The 18,593-nt window shown below is 71.5% G+C and carries 17 protein-coding genes; 4 read left to right on the top strand and 13 right to left on the bottom strand.

Translation table 11 applies throughout. The features are described 5' to 3' along the window. Positions 1 to 56: 56 nt before the first annotated feature. From GF068_RS09180 to GF068_RS09140, 9 genes are all read right to left on the bottom strand, one after another. Positions 57 to 980, bottom strand: coding sequence for a hypothetical protein (locus tag GF068_RS09180; RefSeq protein WP_153818926.1), 924 nt, complete (start codon positions 978 to 980; stop codon positions 57 to 59). Positions 981 to 1,042: 62 nt separating this feature from the next. Further along, positions 1,043 to 1,552: a GNAT family N-acetyltransferase gene (locus GF068_RS09175; protein WP_153818925.1), complete on the bottom strand. Its 510-nt coding sequence runs from the start codon at positions 1,550 to 1,552 to the stop codon at positions 1,043 to 1,045. Positions 1,553 to 1,574: 22 nt separating this feature from the next. Next, positions 1,575 to 2,471 (bottom strand): FAD binding domain-containing protein, encoded by an 897-nt coding sequence (locus GF068_RS09170; RefSeq protein ID WP_338046303.1) that lies wholly within the window; start codon positions 2,469 to 2,471, stop codon positions 1,575 to 1,577. Beyond that, the gene (locus GF068_RS09165) at positions 2,468 to 2,947 is read right to left on the bottom strand and encodes a (2Fe-2S)-binding protein (RefSeq protein ID WP_153818924.1); all 480 of its coding nucleotides are present in this window, start codon (positions 2,945 to 2,947) and stop codon (positions 2,468 to 2,470) included. Before GF068_RS09165 ends, GF068_RS09170 begins: the two co-directional genes overlap by 4 nt. 2 nt (positions 2,948 to 2,949) lie before the next feature. After that, complete coding sequence (gene gloA / locus GF068_RS09160; RefSeq protein WP_153818923.1) at positions 2,950 to 3,342, bottom strand: lactoylglutathione lyase; 393 nt, start codon at positions 3,340 to 3,342, stop codon at positions 2,950 to 2,952. Positions 3,343 to 3,378: 36 nt separating this feature from the next. After that, positions 3,379 to 5,598: a xanthine dehydrogenase family protein molybdopterin-binding subunit gene (locus tag GF068_RS09155; RefSeq protein ID WP_338046302.1), complete on the bottom strand. Its 2,220-nt coding sequence runs from the start codon at positions 5,596 to 5,598 to the stop codon at positions 3,379 to 3,381. Between the two features lie 111 nt (positions 5,599 to 5,709). Continuing rightward, a complete protein-coding gene (locus tag GF068_RS09150) occupies positions 5,710 to 6,750 on the bottom strand; it encodes an ADP-ribosylglycohydrolase family protein (RefSeq protein ID WP_338046301.1) in 1,041 nt (346 codons plus the stop codon). Positions 6,751 to 6,769: 19 nt separating this feature from the next. After that, positions 6,770 to 7,399: a nucleotidyltransferase family protein gene (locus GF068_RS09145; RefSeq protein WP_153818921.1), complete on the bottom strand. Its 630-nt coding sequence runs from the start codon at positions 7,397 to 7,399 to the stop codon at positions 6,770 to 6,772. Beyond that, complete coding sequence (locus tag GF068_RS09140) at positions 7,396 to 8,376, bottom strand: XdhC family protein (protein ID WP_338046300.1); 981 nt, start codon at positions 8,374 to 8,376, stop codon at positions 7,396 to 7,398. The genes GF068_RS09145 and GF068_RS09140 overlap by 4 nt, the downstream gene beginning before the upstream one ends. 85 nt (positions 8,377 to 8,461) lie before the next feature. Here GF068_RS09140 and GF068_RS09135 point away from each other — a divergent pair, with 85 nt between their 5' ends. Beyond that, entirely contained in the window at positions 8,462 to 10,114 is a 1,653-nt protein-coding gene (locus tag GF068_RS09135; RefSeq protein WP_153818919.1) for a HEAT repeat domain-containing protein, read from the top strand. Here GF068_RS09135 and GF068_RS09130 read toward each other — a convergent pair whose 3' ends face one another. Further along, on the bottom strand, positions 10,115 to 11,866 hold the full coding sequence (locus tag GF068_RS09130; protein ID WP_153818918.1) for a protein kinase family protein: 1,752 nt from the start codon (positions 11,864 to 11,866) through the stop codon (positions 10,115 to 10,117). It lies immediately after the preceding gene. 88 nt (positions 11,867 to 11,954) lie between these two features. Between GF068_RS09130 and GF068_RS09125 the strand changes: the two genes are divergently transcribed. The 3 genes from GF068_RS09125 (at position 11,955) to GF068_RS09115 (ending at position 14,017) form a co-directional block, all read left to right on the top strand. Next, a complete protein-coding gene (locus GF068_RS09125; protein ID WP_153818917.1) occupies positions 11,955 to 12,200 on the top strand; it encodes a hypothetical protein in 246 nt (81 codons plus the stop codon). Then, the gene (locus GF068_RS09120) at positions 12,197 to 12,994 is read left to right on the top strand and encodes a hypothetical protein (RefSeq protein WP_153818916.1); all 798 of its coding nucleotides are present in this window, start codon (positions 12,197 to 12,199) and stop codon (positions 12,992 to 12,994) included. The genes GF068_RS09125 and GF068_RS09120 overlap by 4 nt, the downstream gene beginning before the upstream one ends. Before the next feature lie 63 nt (positions 12,995 to 13,057). Then, on the top strand, positions 13,058 to 14,017 hold the full coding sequence (locus GF068_RS09115; RefSeq protein ID WP_170319368.1) for an oxygenase MpaB family protein: 960 nt from the start codon (positions 13,058 to 13,060) through the stop codon (positions 14,015 to 14,017). Here the strand turns inward: GF068_RS09115 and GF068_RS09110 are convergent. From GF068_RS09110 to GF068_RS09100, 3 genes are all read right to left on the bottom strand, one after another. Further along, entirely contained in the window at positions 14,014 to 15,924 is a 1,911-nt protein-coding gene (locus GF068_RS09110; RefSeq protein ID WP_153818914.1) for a hypothetical protein, read from the bottom strand. The genes GF068_RS09115 and GF068_RS09110 overlap by 4 nt on opposite strands. A 41-nt stretch (positions 15,925 to 15,965) precedes the next feature. After that, a complete protein-coding gene (locus GF068_RS09105; RefSeq protein WP_153818913.1) occupies positions 15,966 to 17,717 on the bottom strand; it encodes a hypothetical protein in 1,752 nt (583 codons plus the stop codon). A gap of 100 nt (positions 17,718 to 17,817) precedes the next feature. After that, positions 17,818 to 18,579, bottom strand: a complete 762-nt coding sequence (locus GF068_RS09100) for an outer membrane lipoprotein-sorting protein (RefSeq protein WP_153818912.1) — start codon at positions 18,577 to 18,579, stop codon at positions 17,818 to 17,820. Positions 18,580 to 18,593: the final 14 nt, after the last annotated feature.

Raw genomic sequence — 18,593 nt, 5'->3', positions numbered from 1 at the left:
GCCCTCGCATATCGACCGGAGCCCCCCGGCAGTTGCGTCGATCGCCAGGCCGAACGTTATTTTTTCTGCCCCGCGTCCTTCGCCCGCTTGTCCACGTCGGCGAGCAGCGCCGTCATCGCGTCCGCGTGCCGCTTCTGCGCGGCCGTGATCCGCTCCTCCATCTTCGGCTCCATCTCGCGGCCCTGCGTCAGCGCGCTGTCGATCTGCGCCTTGCTCTCCTGGGCGCGCGTGATCCGGGCCTCGCTCGCCTTCTGATCCGCCGGTTTGCCCTGGCCCTGCGAGGCGCGCTCCCGGGTGATGTAATCGTCGAGCGTCTTCTTCACCTGCTCCGCTTCTTCGAGCAGGGCGCGCAGGCGCACCTTCTCCTCGACCATCGCGATGTGCACGAGGTAACTCGCGCGGCTGATCTGGTCGGCCTGCTCCTCGAGCGTCGCCGCGTCCTCCTTGCCGAGCTGGGTCCGGTGCCGGTCGATGATGGCGTGGGCCTCGTTCCGCTCGCGGAGCCGCTTCTCGAGCTGCTTGTCGACGGAGTCCTCGAGGGACTTGGCGACGACGCCCGAGAGGTCGGCCTCGCAGCCCTTTTGCTTGGCCGCGTACGTGGCCGAGCCGGCGACCTTCTTGACGATCTCGTCCTGCTCGGCCGCGAAGAACGCCGCCGCGCCCGTGACCTCGCGGGTGCGGTCGACGTACGCGCGGCTCCGGCCCGCGTCGTCCGCGCTGCGGTGAATGTCGCCCACGACGCTCCAGTCGGGGGCCTTGAGGCCCTGCGGGTACTGGGAAAAACCCGAGGAGAGCGTGCGGGAGTCATCGTCGTCGCGGCCGAAATCCTTGACGATTTGCTGCATCGCCGCCGGATAATCCTGGGCGTATCCGGGCTGCGTCGCCGAGGAGGCGATATTGGGCTCGGGCGGGGGCGCGCCACACGCGACGGCGCCCATGGCGAGCAAGAAGGCGAGGGGAAGGGCTCGAAGACCGTTCATGGGGGAAGTAAAGACCCCCAGCTTCGGAAAAAGCAAGTCAGGAGCAGCCTTGGTTCGCGCCCTCAACTGGTCACGGCGGGGACCAGATCGAGCATGTAGAAACGATTGCAGCCGTGGTGTCCGGTGCACCCGCGCTGGCGATCGAGGCGGCGAAAGCCGAGGCGCTCGTAAAGGCGCATCGCAGAATCCATGCCCGTGAGCGTCTCGAGGTAGACCCGGGCATAACCGCGCTCGCGCGCGGCCACGTCGAGGACGTGCCGGAGCAGGCGCTCGCCCATTCCCTTGCCGCGCGCCTCGCGCAAGAAGTACATCTTGCGGAGTTCGGCCGTGTCCGCGTCGCCGCCCTCGAGCGGACCGAGCCCCGCGCCGCCCACGATGCGCCCGCCCATCTCGACGACGAAATAAGCCGAGCGAGGCCCGGCATACGCCGCGCTCATCGCCGAGACCTCGGGGTCGTGAATGGCGAAGTCGGGCCCGTCCGCGCCAAACTCGGGCATCACGGCGCGGATGACGGCGGCGACCGCAGGGTCGTCCTCGGGGCGGATGAGGCGAAAGGTGAAGTCTTCGGTCATGTTTGCCCCGCCAATCGAGTTTTCAGACGGGCGCGCCGAGGTCGCGCAAGAAGCCCCGCACGACGGCCTTCGCGGCGTGCAGGCGGTATTCGCGGGTCGAGCGGACGTCCGAGAGGGGCGCGATGTCCGAGAGGACGGCGGCGTCGAGGTCCTGCGCCGTGATCGCGGGGAGGGGCCGCGAGAGGACGAGGGCGCGCGTCTGCAGGAGCGTGGCGGTGACCGGCGCGACGGAGGCCATGCCGAGGCCAAAGCGCACGGCCCGATCCTCGGAGCGCGCCGCGATGCCCGCGAGCGCGACCTTGGAGATGGCCTGCGCCCGCCGCGTGCCGACCTTGCGCCAAAACCAGGGCGAACCCTCGGGCGGGACCGCGATCTCCACGGCGACGATGACCTCGTCCGGCGCGCGCGTGCCCTGCTTGTAGCCCGTTTGCAGCGAGGAGAAGGGGATGCGGCGCTCGCCGCGGACGCTCTTCACGACGACGGTCGCGTCGTACGCCGCGAGCGCCGCGACGCCGTCCGCCGCAGGCGAGGCCGTGGCGAGGTTGCCGCCGAGCGTGCCGCGAGCCTGGATCTGGAGGGCGCCGAGCTCGCGGGCCATGGCCACGAGCAGGGGCGTGCGCTCGATGACGGCGGGGTTTTGCCGGATCTCGAGGTAGGTCGTCGCCGCGCCGATACGCAAGAGGCCCCGCGTGAGCGAGATGCCGCGGAGCTCGTCCATGCGAGAGATGTCGACGACGAGCGGCAGGGGCGCGCCGTCGCCGCGCGGGGGCTTGAGCTCCTGCTCGACGACCCAGTCGGTGCCGCCCGCGAGCAGGACGGTGCCTTCGCCGCGCGCGTGCCTTTCGGCGAGGAGGCCGCAGAGCGCGTCGAGGGAGGCCGCGCGCTGCATCGTGTGCGAGGGCAGATCCGCGAGGCTCACGCCGCGCCTCCCGCTTCCCGACGCTCGCGCGCCGCCTCGCGGATGCTGTCGACGATACGCTGGTAGCCGGTGCAGCGGCAGAGGTTGCCCGCGATGGCCTCGCGGATCTCCTCGTCGCTGGGCTCGGGCCGGCGCGCGAGCAAGGCCTCGGCCGAGACGAGCATGCCAGGCGTGCAGATGCCGCACTGCGCGCCGCCGTGATCGACGAAGCAACGCGCGAGCGGGGCGAGGTGCGTGGCGTCCGAGAGGCCCTCGACGGTGGTGACGGCGCGCCCCTCGCACTGGCCGATCGAGACGAGGCACGCGTTCACGGGCTCGCCGTCGAGCAGGACCGTGCACGAGCCACACTCGCCCTCGCCGCAGCCCTCCTTGGTCCCCGGCAGGCCGAGCGGACCCCGGAGCGCGTCGAGCAGACGCACGAGCGGCGGCAGATCGACCTCGCGCGCGTGGCCGTTGAGGGTGAGCGTGATCTTCAAGGTTACTCCTCCACCTTGCGCTGGATGAACTCGATCTTGTAGCCGTCCGGATCCTCGACGAACGCGATCACGGTGGTGCCGTGTTTCATCGGCCCCGCCTCGCGCGTGACCTTGCCGCCGCGCTTTCGCGCCTCGTCGCAGGCCTTCGCCGCGTCGTCGACCTGGATCGCGATGTGGCCGTACCCCGTGCCGAGGTCGTAGCTCTTCGTGTCCCAGTTGTGCGTGAGCTCGAGGACCGCCGTCTCCGACTCGTCGCCGTACCCGACGAACGCGAGCGTGAACCGGCCCTCGGGGTAGTCCCGCCGGCGGATGAGCTTCATGCCGAGGACGTCCTGGTAAAACGCGAGCGATCGGTCGAGATCGCCGACGCGGAGCATGGTGTGGAGGATTCGCATGGCCCTGGGTTCTCCCTCGGTTCGCGGACGACCGGTTCAGCCCTTTTGCGCGTTCTGGAGCTCGAGCAGGCGCTCGGGCAAGAGGGGTAGATCGCGAGAAACAATGCCCGTCGCGTGCTCGATCGCCGCGGCGATCGCCGGCGCGCCGCCGTCCATGGGCAGCTCGCCGACGCCCTTGGCGCCGCCGCCGGGGCCGTACGCATACGGGGCCTCGACGAGGTCGACGTGCATCGGCGGGGCGTCGAGCGCGGTCGGGATGATGTAGTTCGTCATGCGCGGGTTCAGGATGAGGCCGTCTTTCCAGACGACGTCCTCCCAGAGCGCCCAGCCGATCGCCTGGAGGCTGCCGCCCTCGATCTGGCCCTTGCACATGACGGGGTGGATCGCCTTGCCCACGTCCGTCGCGGACCAGAAGCCCGTGACCGTGACCTCGAGCGTGTCGAGATCGACCTCGACCTCGGCGACGTCACACGCGTAGCCGTACACGGGGTACGCGTCGCCCTTGTACGTGACGTCGTCCCAGGTGACCCAGCCGGGGTGCTCGTACTGCACGAGCGCGGTGACCTCGGGTTCCTTGGAGAGCAAATGATCGGCGGCGGCGGCAAAGTCGCCACCTCCCGTCTCTTGCTCGGCGTGGACGCGGGCCGCGATCTCGCGGGCGGCGCGCTCGACGATGCCGCCGACGACCATGACGGTGCGCGACGCGACCGTGGGGCCGGAGTCGGGGACGTACGGGGTCGCAGGGACGGCGAAGTCGACGTCCTCGATCCCAACACCCGCGGCGTCGGCGGCGATCTGGCGGAAGACGGTCTCGGTGCCCTGGCCGATGTCGGTGGAGGCGGTGCGGATGCGGAGGCGGCCGCCGGGGAGCAGATCGATGGCGACGCGCCCCTTGAGGTACTTCTCGCCCGATCCGGTGAAGCCCGCGCCGTGCATGAAGACGCTCGCGCCGATGCCCCGCGCGACACGGCCGCGGACGACGGGAGGCGCCTGGCGTTTGTCCTTGTACCCGCTCGCCGCGAGGGCCTTCTCGACGCACTCGGCGACGCCGACCGAGCCGCGCAGGATCTGGCCCGTCGCGGTGGTGTCGCCCTCGCGCAGCATGTTCTGCGCCTTGAGGTCCACCGGGTCGCGGCCGAGCTCCCTGGCGACACGATCGAGGTGCCGCTCGATCGCCCAGATGGTCTGCGGCGCGCCGAAGCCGCGGAAGGCGCCGTTCGGCGGGGTGTTCGTGGCGACGGCGATGGCGTCGATGCGCACGTCGTCCCAGCGGTAGACGCCGGCCGCGTGCAGGGCGCCGCGCGAGAGGACGACGGGCGTGAGCGTCATGTACGCGCCGCCATCCATGAGGATGCGGATGGAGAGGGCGCGGAGCGTGCCGTCACGATCGCAGCCGCTGACGATCTCGCAGATGGCCGGGTGACGCTTGGTGGTCGCCTCGATGTCCTCCTTGCGGTCGTAGATCAAACGCACGGGCTTGCCGCTCTTCTGCGCGAGCGCCGCGGCGTGGAGGGCGAGGACCGAGGGATACTCTTCCTTGCCGCCGAACCCGCCGCCGGTGACGGCCTGCGTGACGTTCACGCGTTCGGCAGGTAGGCCGAAGGCGTGCACGAGCGCCTTGCTGACGTAATACGGGCACTGGAGGGATCCGGTGACGTGCACGCCGCGCTCGTCCCAGCGAGCGATGACGCCCTGCGGCTCGATGTAGAGCTGCTCCTGGTGGTGCGTCGTGTAGCGGCCGCGGACGACGACCTCGCAGCCGGAGATGGCGGCCTCGATCGCGGCGGCGCTCGCGCTCGGATCGGGGAGGTCGGCGCGGCCCTTGGTGATGGAGAAGCGCTTGTGGACGTTGTCCTCGCCCCAGATGACGTCGACCTTGGCGAAGGATTGCTCGGGGTCGAGGACGGGCGCGAGCGGCTCGAGGTCGAGCTTCACGGCGCGCACGGCCTGCGCGAGCTTGCGTTTGTCCGCGCACGCGAGGAGGACGACGGGCTCGTAGGCGTGGCGGATCTCCGAGGCCGCGAGGATGGGCTGCTCGGCCGAGATACACTGGACCTCGTTCACCACGAGATCCGAGGCGCGCACGACGGTGACGTCGCTCCAGTCGAACGAAGGATCGAGGGTGACGCCGCGGAGGCGGGCCCGCGGGACGGGGCTACGCACGGTGGCGCCGAAGAGCTCACCGGGCTCACGCGGGAGGTCGTCGACGTACGCGGCGCGCCCCGTCACCTTGGCCGCACCGTCGGTGCGAGGCACGTTGGTCCCGATGAAGGGAGGCCGGGGGGACGAGGCGTTTTGCGCGGCGGTCGTCATCGCAGGCGACACGATACCGCGGAACGCGGCGATGGAGAAACGCTTCTCTCCTCGCTACAGCCCGTCCGCGAGCTCGAGCAGGCGGCGCGGATGGTAGACGTCACGCAGCGCGCTCGGCGGGCCGTCCTGGAGCGCGCCGAGGACACGCTCGCGCCACGCCGCCGGGATCGCGTCCTCGCCGAAACGAGCGCCGAGGAGCGCGCCCGTGATGGCGCCGTTCGTGTCGGCGTCACCGCCGCGGTTGACGGCGTCGATCAGCGCGGCCTCGTAGGAGGGAGCGTGCAGGAGCTCCCAGAACGAGAGGCGGAACGCCACGCGGACGAACCCTTCGTGCTGGTGGATGTGGAGCTCGGGGCCGTAGAGCTCGGGATCGTCCCGCACAGCGAGCTCGAGGTCCTTGCGCAGCGCGGCGAGCGCCGCCTCGACGTCACGGCCGTCCGTGGGGACGAGATCGATGAGCGTCGCGGCCGCCGCCTCGACCTCGGCCCGCGCCGCTTCGAACATGTCCGTCGCCGAGGTCCGGCCCGCGCCAGCCGCGGCGATCGCGGCGCAGAGCGCGGCGCAGGTGATGCGGCAACGCGGGTCGTAGTGGGTGATCGCGCTGTCGGCGAGCGCGGCGAGGCGGCGCGCTTCGGGGCTCTGCGCGAGCGCGACGCCGAGGGGCGCGATCCGCATGAGCGAGCCGTTGCCCGCGGTCCTGCGCTCGGAGTGGAGCCAGGCGCGGCGCGAGGCCTCGCCGAGGGAGACGCCGCGCGTGATCATCGAGAGCGAGGCGTGCGTGAGGTTGCCGATGTCGAAGGCGTGCGGGATCCAGTCGACGTAGCGCTGCGCGACGTCGGGCGCGTGAAACCGCCCGTGCGCCTTGAAGGAGAGCGCGAGGCACGTGGCCATCTGCGTGTCGTCGGTGACCTGCCCCGGGGCGACACCAAAAGGACCACCACCCGTGACGCCCGTGTGCGGGCCCTTCGCGAGCTCGGGGAAGGGCGGCGCCTCGCAGGCCTTGAACTCGAGCGTCGTGCCGAGCGCATCGCCGACCGCGAGCCCGAGCAAGGTGCCGCGCGCCCAAGCGCGCCGGGTTCCAGACGTCTCTCCCACGAGAAGCTCCTCTCCAGGTCTACTCACCGAGGAACGCGGGCGGCGCGCGCAGGTACCGCATCGCCTCGGCAGGCGTGTTGATGTCCACGAGCACGTCGGCGTCGTCGACGTCGACGTCACGAAGGTCGCCGCCGAGCGCGTGGAGGTGATCTCGCAGCGGCGGCGGGTTCGGCTGGCGATACCGATCGAGCGCGCGGCCCTGCAGCGCGACGGGGTGCCCCGCGCGGCCGCCGTGACGCGGGCGCGTCGCGAGCGGAGGCGCGCCGTCCGCGCCGAGGGCCGAGAGCAAGGCCGCCGTGGTCGCCGCGCGGGCAGGCAAGGTGTCGACGGGACACACGAGCACACGATCGTCCGCGCCGACGCGCTCCGCCGCCGCGGCGATGGAGCCCGCGGGGCCGAGGTCGTCGGCCGCGTTCGAGACCAGCAGGTCGAGGCCCGGACGAACGAACGGGATGAGCGCCTGCACGATGGGCTTGCGCGCGACGACGACGACCCGCGAGGACTCGGCCGAGAGCCGGGCCTCGGCGTGCGCGATCGCGAGCGGACGCGGCTTCTGCCCGGGCGCGCCGGGCCAGAGGAGCAGCGCCTTGGGCCCGCCGAGGCGCAGACCTTTCCCGGCCGCGAGCACGATCGACACGGTATTCGTCATGCGTCCTCTTCCTTCTCGATCTCGCCGTGGCCCGAGGCCCGCGCGCCGCGGCGGCTGCCGTTCAAACCCGCGCGCCACGACACGAGCTCGGCCGCGATCGCGACGCCGATCTCGGCAGGGCTGCGCGCGCCCACGTCCACGCCGAGCGGCATGCGGACGCGCGTGATGTCCGCCGCCGAGGCGCCCTTGGCCTCGAGCCGCGCCCGCGTCCTCGCCGCCTTCGCGCGGCTGCCGACGCCCCCGACGAAACCGAAGCCCACGCCGAGCGCCCACTCGATCACCGCCTGATCGAGCTGGTGGTCGTGCGTCATGACGAGCGCCGCGGCGCGGCCGAGATCCGCGGGGAGCGAGGCGCGGACCTCGGGATCGTCGTGCTCGGCCTGGAGCAGGCGCAAGCGCGGCGAGGCCTCGGCGCCGCCGGGCGGACGCGGCAAACGCGCGGGATCCGCCGCGACCTCGCGTGCGTCGCAGAGCGTCACGCCAAAGCCGAGCGAGGCGAGCAGCGGCGCGAGGTAAACGCCGACGTGCCCGGCGCCGACCACGAGCACCGCGAGGTCGGGCGAGAGGGGCTCGATCAGGATCTCGGCGGAGCCGCCGCAACACATGCCGAGCGAGGGCCCGAGGCGGAAGGTGTCGACGCGCGGAGGAGGCGCGGCCGCGGCGAGCGCGTCGGCCATCGCCCGGAGGACGGCTTTCTCGACGGCGCCGCCGCCCACGGTGCCGATGGCCGCGCCGGCCTGGAAGAGCGCGAGCTTCTGCCCAGGCGTGCAAGGCGCGGAGCCCTGCCGGGCGATCACGGTGGCGACGACGACACGTTCGCCTCGCTCGAGCGCATCGAGCGCGGCCCGCAGCACCTCGGCCGGAGGCGCGGTGCGAGGGATGACGGCAGATACGTCGAGCACCGGATACGCCGAGTGTAGCGGCGGAAGGGGGGGCAGGAAAGGCAATGAACGCCGGAACCGGTGGCGAAAGGGCACGCGCGCCGTATCCTCGCGCCGTGGACGAACGGCGAGTCGGAGTCGAGGCGGCGCGCGCGCCGCGCGGGGCGAGCGAGCAGAGGTCATGACGGCGCGCAGAGCTCCGGATTTCCGGCTGGAAGACGCGATCCGGGATCCCGGCTTCTCGCCGCGCAGGGGCGACGCGGCCGCGCTCTGCGAGCTCGTCGCAGCCGAAGGAGAGCTCGCGGACGACGCGGAGCGATCGCTCTTGCGGCTCGGCGCGGAGGCCGCCCGCGTCGCGATGGAGCGAGCACGCGCGGCCGAGGCGAAGGCGCGCGCGCGGCTCGTCGCGTTCGTCGGGAAGGTCGCGGCCACCGAGGACGCGCCCGAGCTCTCGGCGTTCCTGATCGACGCGCTCGGCGACGCGGATCCACGGGCGCGCCGCTTCGCCGCGAACGCGCTCGGCAAGCGCAAGAGCCCCGAGGCCGCCGCCGCGCTCGCCGCCGCGCTCGCCGTGGAGAGCGACGCGCCGGCCCGTCGCGTGATCGCCTCGGCGCTCGGAAAAACCGGGGGCGATGAAGCCGCCCGCGCGCTGCGAGAGCTCGACACGGGCGGCGACGAGCTGCTCGCGCGGGCCACGGCGAAGGCCTCGCTCATGGCGCAGCGGACCGCGGGCCGCGACGTCCCCTCGTCCTTCGAGGTCGACAAGCCGGCGCCCTCGCCCGTGCCGGTCGCGCTCCACTGCCGCGCGGGCCTCGCCTCCATCCTGGTACGCGAGATCGACGTCAGGCTCGCGCCTCGCGTCGCGCCGGACGGCGAGGGGGATCGTGTCCTCGCCACGCTCATCGGCCCGCCCGCGCGCCTCTTCCAGGCGAGGACCATGCTCTTCTTCGGCTTCCCGCTCCCGCCCGTGCCGCTCGGGCCCTCGGGCGACGTCGCCGAGGCCGTCGCGGCTGCCCTCACGTCGCCCGAGGCTCTCCGCCTGCTCGAGCACTTCACGGCCGGCCCCATCCGCTTCCGCATCGCCTGGGCCGGCGGCGGCAAGCGCCGCGCGAGCATCTGGCGCGCGGCCGAGGTGATCGCGGCGGCGAACCCGAAGCTCGTCAACGACCCCACCGAGAGCACCTGGGAGGCGCTCGTGCACGAGCTGCCCGAGCGCAAGGCGATCGAGGTCGAGCTCTGCCCGCGGGTCGCCGATCCACGCTTCACCTACCGCGGGCGCGACGTGCCCGCGGCCTCGCACCCGACGATCGCCGCCGCGCTCGTGCGGGTCGCGGGCGTTCGGCCCGAAGACGTCGTGTGGGACCCGTTCGTCGGTTCGGGCACCGAGCTCTGCGAGCGCGCGCTCGCCGGCCCCTACGCGCGGCTGCTCGGCACGGACACGTCGGCTTCGGCGCTCGAAGCGGCCCGCCAGAACCTCGCGGCGATCGGCATTCAGGACGCCGTGCTCGCGCGCGGCGACGCGCTCTCGTTCGTGCCGCGCGGCGCGCCGCCGACGCTCGTCCTGACGAACCCGCCGATGGGCCGGCGCGTGCTGCGCGGGATCGATCTGCGCGTGTTCTTCGATCGATTCCTCGAGCACGTCGCGTCCGTCCTCGAGCCGGGAGGTCGAATCGCGTGGATCTCGCCGCTCCCCGCCGACAGCGCGCGCGCCGCGCGGGAGCTCGGGCTCGATCGGGCCTTCGCTCAGCGCGTCGACATGGGCGGCTTCGACGCGGAGATCCAGCTCCTCGTGAGCACGCGCCGGGGCAGGCCCCGCGCCCCGGGCTGGCGGTGATCACTTCTTGAGCAGCACGACGTAGACGCCGACGCCCGCGGCGAGCAGCACGAGCGCGATGAGGGCGCCGAGCAGCAGGCCCTTCGCGGCGCTCGGCGGCGGCGGCGCCGGTTGCATCGCGACATAGGGCGGCGGCGTGACACGCGGCGAAGGCGCGCTCTCCCGTGGGGCGGTGAGCGGCGAAGGCGCGCTCTCCCGCGGGGCCGCGAACGGCGACGGCGCTGGTTGAGGCATCGCCGCGGCGCGCATCGATTGCTCGGCGGAGAGCGGCGGGCGCTCGTCGGCGACGCTCCCGAAGAGATCCGGCAGCGAGTCCGCCCTCGGCTGCGCAGGCGGCGCCACGTCCGCGAAGCTCGCGGGCATGGGCGCCGACGCGCTTTCCTCGGGCAGGACCATCGTCGGCTCGGGCGCGCGCATCTCGGGCGCGGGCGCGGGCGCCAGCGCGGGCATGGGCGTCTCGCGCATCACCGTCGCCTCGTCGTCGAAGGCGTGCGCCATGTTCTGCGCGGGCGGCGTGGGTTCGTCGCGGAGGCCCTCGCCCGTGGCCGCGGCGGCGACCTCGGCCGAGATCGGGTTGACGGGTGTCGCGCGATCGGCCTCTCCGCCGCCGTCGCTCGTCGTCTGGCGGATGAGCTCGAGCGGCGCCTCGCGCATCACCGTCGCCTCTTCGTCGTCGCCGTCGTCGATGACGGCCTCGCGCGAGATGCCGCCCACGGGCGGGGCGAGGGGCGCCTTCGGGGCCGCGACGGGCGCGGCGGGTTGCGCCGCGGCGCGCGCGCCTGCGGCACCGGGGCGCGCGACGGCTGCGCGGGCTGCGACGCCTCCGGGCGCGCGACCACCCATCGGGCCGAACCCGGTCGCCGGCAGCACCGCGCCCGTGCGCGTGGAGGCCGGCGCGGGCGCTGGGGGCGCGGGCGCGGCGTTGTTCCCGGACGGCGCCGGCTTTCGCATCGGCACCATCGGGATCTTCATGAGCGACGTCTTCGCGTTCTCGTCGTCGTCCTCCAGCAGATCGTGCGCCCTCGGCAGCGGCGCGCCTGGCACCGTCGCGGCAGCGAGGGCGGTGACCGCCGGCATGTTCGGCACCGTCTGCGCGGCCGCGCGTGGCGCTGGAGCGGGCTCGCGCTTCGCCATCACCGCGCGCATCTGCTGCATGTTGGGCACCGCGCGCATGACCGTGCGAGCCTCGTCGTCGTCCTCCTCGAGCTCGTCGTCGACGAGCGCCGGCAGGTCCTTCACCGTCGGATCCGGGTGCCACGACTCGAGCGCTTGCCGGAGCGCGGTGATCGTCGAGGCGCGACGGGTCGCGTCTCGTTCGAATGCGGCGTCGAGGATGTGCTGCAGGTCGTCGTCGCCGACGTCGAAGACCGAGAGCGGCGACGGGGACGTCGACACGATCTTCTGCCGGATGCTGTCCTCGTCGGCCGCGTGGAAGGGGCTCTGGCCCGTCAGGAGCGTGTAGAGCGTCGCCGCCGCGGCCCACGTGTCGTCGGCCAGCGCGACGCTGCCCTTCAGGACGCGCTCCGGCGAGTGGAATTCGGTCCGGCTCGGCGCGGAGGTGCTCGGCGCGAGCATCCCGAGCGACGTGCGCGGCACGGCTGCCGCCTTGATGGCCGCGGGCGACACGCTGCCGTGCGTCTGCCCGCGCGCGTGGAGCGCCTCGAGCTTCTTCGTGAGCCGAATGATCCAGCCGACGGCGTCGAGCTCGTTCAACGGGCCGTCACGCGTTATCCGATCCGCAAGCGTTTCCACCGAAGTCCTCAGCCTAGTTGCCGGAGCGACCCGTCGTCTACGACGACGCTCGTTCGCTCGTGGGAAAATCTGCTAGGGTCGCCGCGTCATGGGCCTGCGTGTTCGTTTTCCTCAATCGACATGGCCCACGTGGCTTCTGCCGCTTGCCCTGCTCGGGTGCCAGCGCGAGCTCGACATGGCCAAGCATTACGACGATCGCAACGCGGCCACAACGATCCGCTACATCGGCGTTCGCGAGGCGACCCGCCAGTACCCCGACTACGGCGTCATCCAAAGCACCATCCTCGTGGGAGAAGGCGGCGGCGGCGCGAAAAAGGAAGGGCGCGCCCCGTGAGCCGCGTGCTCGCGCGCACCTCCGGCGCGGTCGTTTTCGCCGTGATCGTGGCGGGGCTCCTCGGCTGCACCTCGTCCCAGAAGCTCGCGGCGGAGCTCGTCGCCGCGGCGACCCCGGGCCACCTCCGGCCCGTCGTCGCCTGCTGGGAGCAGGAGTACGAGGCCTCCGGCTTCCAGGGCGAGTACATGGCCACGTTCGACGTGGAGATCTCCGCGTCGGAGGTCATCCGGAGCGCCCGCGTCACCGCGCTCGAGCCGACGGGAGAGAGCCTGAGCGAGCGCGACACGGGCCCCTTCCGCGCGTGCCTCGAGAAGGCCTTCATCGGGATCGAGCTGCCGAGCAAGGCGGACGCCGATGGGCCCGGCTACAGCTCCCTCGTCGGGGCTTCGGTGCAGAACTACAAGATCGCGTTCCTCGGCGATCAAGACGAGCGCCGCAAGCGCGCCGGAGGCCGGCAGGCGCATGTGCTCATCGGCCCGCGCGCCGATCGATGCCAGGGCCTCTACGTCTACCATCCGCCGCGCGACACCTCCGCGCTCTTCACCGAGATCGCGCTCGGCAAGTCGAGGGCGGCGGCCACGCGCGGCAAGGACCTCGACCTGCACGCGCGCGAGCTGCAGAAGACCTACGATCTCCAGCTCGAGCTCGAGGCGCGCCTCCGCGCCGATCTCGCCGACCGCTCCCTCCCGCCCGCCAACCGCAAGCGGCTCACCGAGGCGCTCGAGACAGCCCGAACGGAGGCGCGTTCGACCGGGGCGGCCATCGGCTGCAAACCTGTCGAAGACCGTCGATAAACCTCGGAATTTCGGTAGCGTGAGGTTGCTTCGGCAACATCACACGTGGGGGGACACATGACGGTGACGAGGGCAGATCTCGAGCGGTGCCTCGACCTCGTGAAGGGCTCGGTGAACGAGCCTCGTGTGGGCCTGTTCGGCCCCACGAGCCTCACCTGGCACATCGGGCGCGAGGGCGTGGTGTTCCTCGCGGGCGGCGCGGCCGCGCTCTTGCAGCTCGCGCATCCGTTCGTCGCGTACGGCGTCTTCGAACACTCCGTCACGCGTGAGGACACCTTCGGCCGCTTCTTGCGCACGTTCGAGAACGTCTACGCGATGATCTTCGGCCCGCTCGATCGCGCCCTCCGCTCGGCGCGCGCCGTGCACACGATCCACGAGCGCGTGACCGGCGTGATCACGGAGGCCGCCGGCCCCTGGCCCGCGGGCGCGCGGTACCACGCGAACGACGAGGGCGCGCTGCGCTGGGTCTACGCGACCTTGATCATGAACGCGGTGCGCTCCTACGAGCTCGTCCTTCGCCCGCTCGAGGCCTGGGAGAAGGACGCGTATTACGCGGAGTCGCGGCGCTTCGCGCTCCTCTTCGGGCTCGAAGCCGAGGACCTCCCGGAGGACTTCGCCGCATTCGAGCAGCAGTACGAGGACATGCTCCGCTCGGGCTCCCTCGTCGTCACGCCGCCTGCGCGCGAGCTCGCGGACTACCTCCTCGCGCCGCCGCACCCTGCGCTCGGTCTGGCCTGGCGCTGGTACTCCATGATGACCGCGTCCCTCCTGCCCGAGCCGCTGCGGGAAGGGTTCGGCCTCGTGTTCGGGCCGCGCGAGCAGGCGCGCGTCGAGGCCTCGATCGAGGCGATCCGCCGCGCCTACCCGCGCATCCCCGCCCGGCTCCGCCACGTCCCCGCCTTCACCGCGGCCGAGCGCCGGCTCGCCTCGGGTGACGCCTACGTCCGCGAGCCGAGCACCGGCCGCCCCTTCTTGCTCAAGCTCCTCCTGCGCATGAGCCGCGCCAGCGTCTCCACCTTCTAACCTCGCGCCGGCCGCCTCCGCTCCTTGAACCAGGCGCGCACCTTGCGCATGCGCGCGAGCTGCTTCCACGGCGCTCGCATCTTGCACGTCGACGCCTCGTCCGTGCCTTCCTTCGCCCCCCAGCGCACCTCGGGGCAGTCGTTCGGGTTGTATCCGACCTCCAGCGACGCGGCCCGCGCGACCACGTCCGCGAGCGAGAGCGAGAACGACGACCCATCACTGCGCACGTACGAAAAACGCCGCGCCTCGAGCTCCCGCGCGAGCGTCGCGTCGAGCTCCGCGCGCACCTCGGCCGCCGTCTTCCCCGCCGGCATCGCGTACCGCTCGGGCCTTCGCTCGACGCGCGCGGGCAGCGCGCGCGCCACGTCGATCGCCACGAGCAGCCGGAGATCCCGCGACGGCGTGGAGAAATCTTCCCACGGCCCCACCGTCTGGAAGATGCTCGCCCCCTCGGGCATCTCCACCGACTTGCCGCCGCCTTGCCGGTATTTTCGCCCGTTCTCCACCGACACCACGCGCCCCTTCACCTGCTCTTCGAGCGCGTCGATCGTCTCGATCAGCGCGCGTGTCGGGTCGAGCGGCAGCGGCGAGAGCACGTCGTCGACCCGATCGTAAAACCCCTCCACGCCGTGCTCGTACTGCTCCATCGCGTGATCCCCGTGGTCCGGGTGCGCCGCGATCTCCTCGTTCGACAGCGCGCGTAACCTCCCGCGCTCCATCACGAGCGGCCGGAACCGCTTGAAGCCCGGGCTGCCGAGCGACGGGTCGAGCGCGAAGAGAAAGTTCCCGCGCCAGTACCGCCGCCGCGCCACCGTCCCGTCGGGCTGCCCGTCCACCGCGAGAAGCATGCCCGCCCGCTCGTTCGTCTGCGGCAAACGCTTCACCACCACGAGCACGTGCCCGTACGGATCCGCGTAAATCGTCCCGGGCCGGAGCCCTCGTTCGTCCAGACGGACCGGGTAGAAATCCGTCTCGTCGTCGTCGCCCGCGGTCCGCCCCGTCCCCGAGTGCACCGTGTCCGCGAGCGTCGTGCGCACGAACTCGGCGAAGCCGGCCATCGGATCCGAGCGCACGTGCCGCGGCCATTCCAGGCTCGTCCGCGGCCGTTTGCAGTTTGGCGCGCGCCCTCCGCCGCCGCGCGTGCACGACGAGTACGCGAAGGGCAGCTCCATCTTGAAGGCGAAGTACGCTCGCAGCGCGTAGGGCAGATCCGCGCAGTCCGGATCGAGCACCGGCGCGTTTTCCCCCGGCTCGTCCTCGCCGCGGCCGAGGTGATCGTGAAGCAGGTTCCGCTTCGGATCCCGGAGCGCCTCGTGCAGCGCCGCGAACGTGAGCGGCTCGCCGATCGGCGCGTCGAAGAGCGCCTCGATCCACGCCGCGTACAGGTTCTCCGTCGCCTTCTCCCACGCCCTCTCGGCCGGCCACATCCCGCGCCGGGCGCGCGGCGGCTCCTCCGCGTCGTCGATCGTCACGTCCTTGCAGGCGCGCGCCTCTCGCGCCTCGGCGAGCACCACGCGGAGCGTCCCCGCCTCCGGCGCGGGCACGGTCACGTTCCAGAAGTACGGCCCTGCGCCGCGCCGCTCGTCCGCGCGGGCCACCGTGTCTCCGCTCCCGTCCCGGACCACGAGCGCCCCTGTGCTCGCCTCGTCCGCGACCGCGACGATCCGGAGCGGCCTCCCTGGGCGCGGCTTGCGGGGCGAGACGAAGAGGGCGAACGCGGGCGCGTCCGTGCACGACGTGATCACGCGCGGCGCATCGTTCGTCGGGACGGACGCTACGGCCGACGCGCTCGGCAGCGCCGTCGCCGCGGCGAGCCCGCGTTCGGCGGTGATGGGCGCGCCGCGCCCTCCGGCCTCGCCACAACCGGCGAGCGCCGCGAGCGCGAAGAAGGCCCCGAGCCGCATCATGGCCGACACTTACCGCGGCGGAAAGTCGGGATGCAATAACCTTAGAAGCTGTACTTGGCGCGGGTGAACACCGTCGACCCGCCCGTCTCCGCCGACCCGAACTTCGTGTACGGCTTGCCGAGCTGCAGCAGCGCCCCCGCCGCGAGCTCGAGACCATTGCCGAAGTTGTAATCGAGCTCCGGGAAGATCACCATCGAGAAGCCCTCCGCGCTGAGCGGCGAGATCTTCCTCTGCACGCGCTTGCCCTGCTCGTCGTCCCAGGTCTCCTCGACGAGCGGCGTCGCGTCGAGGATCGCGAACAGCCGGAACAGGCCCGCCTGGTTCGCGAACTTGAAATCGGCCCCGAGCACCACGTAATCGCCGAGCCGCGGCCGCAGGATCTTCTGCGTGCAGCTCTCGCCGTTCTTCGAGAGCGCGCAGGCGAGCACGTTCGACCCCTCGATGAGCCCGCTCTGCCGGACCACGTACCCTTCCTTGATCCAGTCCCCCGCGCCGAACTCGTCCACGAGCCCGTGCACCCACATCGCGTTGACGTACACGTGCTCGCCGAACGTGTAATCCAGGCCGAGCACCCATTTCATGAACGGCGTATCGTCCACCACGAGCGGCTCCCGCCCGCCGGGCTGGCCGTCGGCGTCGTAATCGTATTCGCCGGCCGGCTGGGGGATTCCGAAGGCGAGCTCGTCGTTCGTCAGCCGGATCGACTGCCCGCGCGGCACCACGAGCGCGCCCTCGAAGCGGTACCCGATCCCGTTGATCTCCTCCGAGATCCACTTGAACGGGTTCACCTCGCCCGTCACGTTCAGCCCGTAGACGTGCATCTTCGGGAATTCGAGGTTCACGTCCGTGAGCAGCAGCCCCTCGATGCAATCGTTCGCATCGTCCGGGTTGCAGCGCCTCCCGAGGGCCTGGCGCGTGTGGTTGCTCCGCGGCTGCGGGAAATCCGTGCGGCCGTTGTAATACGAGAGCGCGACGTCGTGCTCGCCGATCGTCCCGGCGATCCGGTAGGCGAACTGCATGTTGTCGAACGTCGGCTCGGGCATCACGGGCGTCACGCTGCCGATGATCGTCGGGTGGCCGAAGAGCATCTTTGCGGCCGCCTGCTCGGCGACCACGCGGTCCCCGAGCGCCCCCGAGACGAAGGGCACGCGATCGAGCTGCGCCAGCGCGAGCGAGCCCGAGAGCGGGAGCATCGCGGGCTTGAAGATCGGCACGAGCACGCCCGAGATCGACCAGTCCTCGCTGATCCAGTAATCGGCCTTCACCATGAAATTGGCGACCTGCCGGCCGAACAGCAGCGGATCACGCAGATCGTCGGGGTTCAGGTTGTTCGTCGGGTTGAACTGGTCGCCGACGCCCCACGAGACGACCTGCTGGCCGATGCGCAGGTCGAGCCCCTTCACGAAGATCCCCTCGGCCTCCACGTAGACCGCGCGTGGCTCGAGGCGGTACGGCTCGGCCTTCTCGATCCGCGACAGGTCCCCGACGCTCGTCATCCGCTCGGGGTAGCCGCTCCACACGAAATCGACCGCCGCGACGGCGTGGAACCTGCCGTAATTCGCCTCGAGCTTCAGCCCGAGCGTGTTCCAGTTGCGCTCCACGCCTGCCGGCAGCTCCTGCCGTGCATACCAGTCGCCCACGCCCACGGGCTCCAGGCGGAAGCGCAGGTCGCTCTGGATGCGGCCGCTCCAATCGAGCTCGAGCTCGTCGTCGGCGTGGGCGCGGGGCGCCGCGCCGAGGAGGAGGGCGAGGGCGCAGGCGGTTATGCTGCGCCGACGAACGTGGCGACTCATGATGGCTCGTGACCTCGATCGTTGAAATGCATCGCGCCGCCCGTCCTGTGGAAGGAGAGGCGGCGCGCGCGTCTTTACTCGATCTGGCCCGGGGCGGAGTCTATTTTTCGAGGTTGCGCTTCGAGAAGAGGTTGTCGCTCATCGCCTCGTTCACCTTCCACGCCTTGCGGATCATCTTCGTCCAGTGGCCTCCCTTCGTGTGGTCGACCATCTTGAGCTCCTCCGGGGTGCAGACATTCCCCTGGCAGGTGTAATTGGTGCGCGTCTCGGTCTTCACGTGGGTGCCGGACGTGTTGAAGTACTTGAGCTCCGTCGGGAGGTTCTTGTCCTTCGCGACCAGGAACTCGATCTTGCCGTGGGGCGTCGTTTGCCCCGCCTTCGCTTTGGCCACGAGCTTCATCTCGGCCGCCGCGTCGGACGCGACTTGCGCGTCGTAGAGCGGCGCGTACATCTGCGTCGCGAGGTCGTCCTGGCTGAAGGCCAGGCCCATGAAGCCCTGGTCGGTCACGTGGCTGGCGATGCGGCGGATCTTCCCGAACGCCGGCAGGTACACGTACATCTGCGTGGGCGACAGGATGAGGACCTTCGTCCCCTTCATGTCGGCCGGCGCCGTGAACTCGGTGAGGCGCTTCTCGCCCTTGAGCCAGACCTTGAGCGCCATCTTCTTCTCGCTCTTGCCGGGCTCCTGGTTCACGACCTCGTACTCGAAGTACTGGGTCTTGGCGCGGTTCATCGCCTCGTCCATCCCCTTCAAGGCCTTGTCGCCCGGGGCGTCGGCGCTCGCGTGGCCCGTCCAGAGCAGCGCGGCACCGAGGAGGGGGGCGGAGGCGGAAAGCCAGCTACGGAAAATTGCGCTCATCATCGAACCTCGTTCGT

The organism is Polyangium spumosum (genome assembly GCF_009649845.1).
GTDB classification, from domain to species: domain Bacteria; phylum Myxococcota_A; class Polyangia; order Polyangiales; family Polyangiaceae; genus Polyangium; species Polyangium spumosum.
The sequence above is the reverse complement of the archived record's forward strand: the minus strand, read 5'-3'. Positions and strand labels throughout refer to the sequence as shown.

Bases quoted from the DNA above. Each gene is read 5' to 3' on its own strand.
- GF068_RS09180 (WP_153818926.1), bottom strand. From the start codon at position 980: ATGAACGGTCTTCGAGCCCTTCCCCTCGCCTTCTTGCTCGCCATGGGC.
- GF068_RS09175 (WP_153818925.1), bottom strand. From the start codon at position 1,552: ATGACCGAAGACTTCACCTTTCGCCTCATCCGCCCCGAGGACGACCCT.
- gloA (WP_153818923.1), bottom strand. From the start codon at position 3,342: ATGCGAATCCTCCACACCATGCTCCGCGTCGGCGATCTCGACCGATCG.
- GF068_RS09145 (WP_153818921.1), bottom strand. From the start codon at position 7,399: ATGACGAATACCGTGTCGATCGTGCTCGCGGCCGGGAAAGGTCTGCGC.
- GF068_RS09135 (WP_153818919.1), top strand. From the start codon at position 8,462: ATGACGGCGCGCAGAGCTCCGGATTTCCGGCTGGAAGACGCGATCCGG.
- GF068_RS09125 (WP_153818917.1), top strand. From the start codon at position 11,955: ATGGGCCTGCGTGTTCGTTTTCCTCAATCGACATGGCCCACGTGGCTT.
- GF068_RS09110 (WP_153818914.1), bottom strand. From the start codon at position 15,924: ATGATGCGGCTCGGGGCCTTCTTCGCGCTCGCGGCGCTCGCCGGTTGT.
- GF068_RS09105 (WP_153818913.1), bottom strand. From the start codon at position 17,717: ATGAGTCGCCACGTTCGTCGGCGCAGCATAACCGCCTGCGCCCTCGCC.
- GF068_RS09100 (WP_153818912.1), bottom strand. From the start codon at position 18,579: ATGATGAGCGCAATTTTCCGTAGCTGGCTTTCCGCCTCCGCCCCCCTC.